Genomic DNA, 3,724 nt, shown 5'->3' with positions numbered 1-3,724 from the left:
ATGCTTTCGTTTACGCTCTGTGCAGGAATAGAATCTATAACCGGGGGATAGTTATCGTTTACCACCAGGTTAAAGAAAGCGGTATCTTTTCCTCCGTTATTATCTGCTGCAATTACGCCAATGCCGTTGAAGGTACCCTGTTGCGCCGCGGTTGGTGCAAGATTGAGGGAGGTAACACCTGCGTTTTGCTGCAGGGTAACAAAGGCAGGCGCATTGTATAAACTGTAGGTAACCGGGTCGTTATCAGGATCAGAGGCCGACAGCGGAATACCTTGGGTAGTACCATAACGGATGGTCTGACTGCTGATATCAGCTATTACCGGCGGGTTGTTCAATGATTTACCCTTTACTGCCGGTGTAGAACCGGAGAAACCACCTTCACCATATGCTCTTACCTTGTAGTAGGCAACCGTATTGGCGGCCAGTGATGAATCAGAGAAGCTGCCCGGTCCGGAAGCGATGGCGCCCAATACTTTTAGTACGCTGAAATGGGTGCTGTCGGCCAGTGACCGTTGCACTTCGTAGGCGGTTTCAATAGTGGAGTTATCTGTCCAGGTTAATTTCACGATCTGTGTGGAAATAGCCTGTGTAGCAAGATTGGTAGGAGCGGCCGGCGGCAGCGGTTTGGCTGCTGTGGTGGCATTGGCAGTATTGCTGTAAGCAGATTCGCCATAATTACCAATTGCACGGATCTTATAATAATAAGCAGTAGTGGCCTGCAGGGCAGTGTCAGTATAGCTTACCGCGTTGGCTGCTGTAGTGGCTACAATGGCATATGTTCCGCCGCTGCTGGCACTCCTGTATATTTCAAAACCGGTTTCATTATTACTTTTATCTGCCCAGGTCAGGTTAAGTTTACTGTAATTGTTTACTGCCACCGCCAGGGTTGTTGGTGCGGTTGGTGACGTCCCATTTACCACAGATGTATCAACAAATGCGTCAGAAGGTATTAAGGTCCTGGTGTTAATACCTGCCTGTGTGCTGGTCCAGTATACGTTCATAGCTGATCCGCCGGTTGCCTGGAAGTAGGTAACGGTGATCGGGTATACACCGGCATTCACGGTAACAGAGCCTGATGCGTATTGTGCAGCATGTGCCCCATCATTGTTTACAGTGGAGCTGGCATTGCTGCTGTAAGTTTTATTGAAATACAGCTTGCTGCCATCGTCTGAATAGGTTTCAAACTTATAGGTACCGGTAACGGGTATACGGATAAACCCGGTCCACATTACGGCATAGTTGGTAGCGGTGCCGGCAGGCACTATTGACTGATCAGGTATATAAGCTTTACCTGTTTGCGCAGGCGTAAGATTGTTAAAGTTTGGCAGACTGCTATAGGCGCCTGTGTAGTATTTATAGTTAAGATTAGCCTTCAGGGTTCTTACAGTTACCTGGTTGCTGGGCGTGGAGGCTTTACCCGACACATCTTTCGACTTCACATAGAAATTATACAGGGTACCGTCTGCAAGGCCGGTTACGGTGGCTGTCAGTACATTTCCAACGGATGTTTTAAGTACATTGTTGGCATAGATGTCGTAACCGGCGATGGCTGCGTCGTCGCTGGCAGCTGTCCACGTTAAAATAACCTGGTTATTGGTAAAGCTGCTGATGGCTAATGATGGAGGGGCAGAAGGAGCAGAGCTGTCAACTGCAGTAGTACCTTTCACTTCCGCAGACAGCGTGCCTGCAGCGTAATCGTTGACCGGGCGTACTTTGTAATAGTAATTGGTATTTGGAATAAGGCCGTTATCCGTGAAGGTAACGACATTGGCGTTATTTTTTCCTACGAGAATATATGGGCCACCCGCCTGTGTTGCCCGGTAAATTTCAAAGTATTTTTCATTATAGGCAGGTGTTGCATTTTCCACCCAGGAAAGTACGATCTGCGTTTTGGTAAAGCTGTTTACCGCAAGGCTGCTGATAGGATCAGGTCCGTTAACACCTGTGCTGCCAACTATCCTGAAAGTATCGGAATAAGCGCCAATACAATTGTTAGGAGATTTTACACGCACCACATAGGCGCCGGCAGTGGAAGTAGTTAACGTATTGGTGTTGCCGATCACAGTGGCAGTGCCTGCACGTAGCCACTCGTAGGAGTCCATGCCAGTGGGTACCTGTAAGGTAATGCTGGTAGTGCCATCGGGAGCCGGTAATACATTGCTTGCAAGCGCCGGCGAGGTGGTGATAACCGGAGCCGGAGTCGCTGGTTTATAAGTGATCACCAACGGAGTGGGTGACCATCCTGTCCAGCCGTTTGGCAGCTGTGCCCGCACGCGGTAAGTACCTGGCGTGGTCACTGCAATGGTGTTAGAGGTACCGGTATAGGTGGTCACACCATCTTTCTGCCATTCATATTGCAGGTAACCCGGAGATATACCAGCAGTGATAGTTTCACCGGGGCAAAAAGTGGTGGCGCCATATAGCGGGTATGGATTTAACCTGTTTGCCCTGAGCATAAACGGTGTGAAATCCGACTCATTCCAGGCATCGACCCAGGTATTATGATCATCGTTTGGATAAGTGGTCAGCTTGAAATTAGCGCCGGCGGCGTTTATCTGGGCCACTACCTGGTTGGTGGTATACGGAGCAGGGTTACCATCAAGGCCACCCTGGAACAACCACATTGGGATAAATTTATAGGTATCGATGTGATTAGCATAATCATTTATCATGGCGCTCATCGGTAACGATGCTGCTGTTAATTGCGGATAGCGCAGGGTAAATTCCCAGGTGCCCCAGCCACCAGCAGATAAGCCATTTATGATCAAGCGATCCGGATCGCCCTTGCAGCTGGTAACGACAGAGTCTATTACTTCTTTCAGATTATCATAATCATTGGGGCCCCAGTAGCCACCCTGGCTCTGAGGATACAAAACGTAACCATCAAATGTTCCGGCATCCACACGGTTCATCCAGGTTTGGCCGCCCCATAGCAAATGGAATTCGTTGTCATAAATAGTTCCTTTTTCGCCTACTCCATGAAAGAACAGGTAGATAGGGTATTTTTTGCCGTCGCTTGTTCCCGGAACATAAGTCTTAGGGAATTTAAGACGGAACGCCATGTTCTTATAAATGTAACATTTATAGGAATCGGTATTATAGCTCATTCTCACTGTTCTCACCCACTTCGTGATCTTGTCATACTGAGGATCAGCGGGTGGTTGACTGGCATTGTAGGTGATCACCGGATCATTGGGGTTTAGTGCGGTCTGCGCATAAAGTTGGGGAGCGCTGAACCAGCATAGCACTAAAAGGAGCAAGCGGCGTAAAGTTCTATTCATGAAAGTGTGTTATGTTATGTGACCCCCGGCCACTTTGGGTAGCCGCAGGAAAATAATATAGCAGGGGTGCATCCGGAAACCCGGAAATACCTGTAGTTCAGAGGAGATGGTAAAAATTAATTCCAGCTATGGATATTTATTCAATAGCGGTAAGGGCTTTGTCGAAGGATAAGGTAGAGGGATATCCGGGAACATGACAAATCCAGGTATATCCGATTCGGGTCCGAAGGTAAAAGATTATATTAAAAGACACTTTGTTTTTATGCGAAACGTCAAAATTTCTTGGTAATCGCTCAGGTTTTGGGGGGTAACGCAGAAAATGACATAAAAAAACCGTTCCGGAAACTTTCCGGAACGGTTACTACCATCTTTTATTTTACCATTTATTGTCGCTTCAGGAGTTTCACACTCTTTGTTTCACCGGTAGTAGAGGTGACCTTCAG

Annotated in this window: 1 protein-coding gene; it reads right to left on the bottom strand. The window is 47.8% G+C overall.

The genetic code is table 11. The features are described 5' to 3' along the window. Positions 1-3,281, bottom strand: a 3,281-nt coding sequence (locus KE626_RS34385) for a fibronectin type III domain-containing protein (RefSeq protein ID WP_249207906.1), incomplete at its 3' end; no start/stop codon positions are given. Between the last annotated feature and the right edge of the window lie 443 nt (positions 3,282-3,724).

The sequence above is a fragment of the Chitinophaga hostae genome, assembly GCF_018224885.1.
Taxonomy (GTDB): Bacteria; Bacteroidota; Bacteroidia; order Chitinophagales; family Chitinophagaceae; genus Chitinophaga; species Chitinophaga hostae.
Note: the sequence above shows the minus strand (reverse complement) of the source record. Positions and strands in the feature narration are given on the sequence as shown.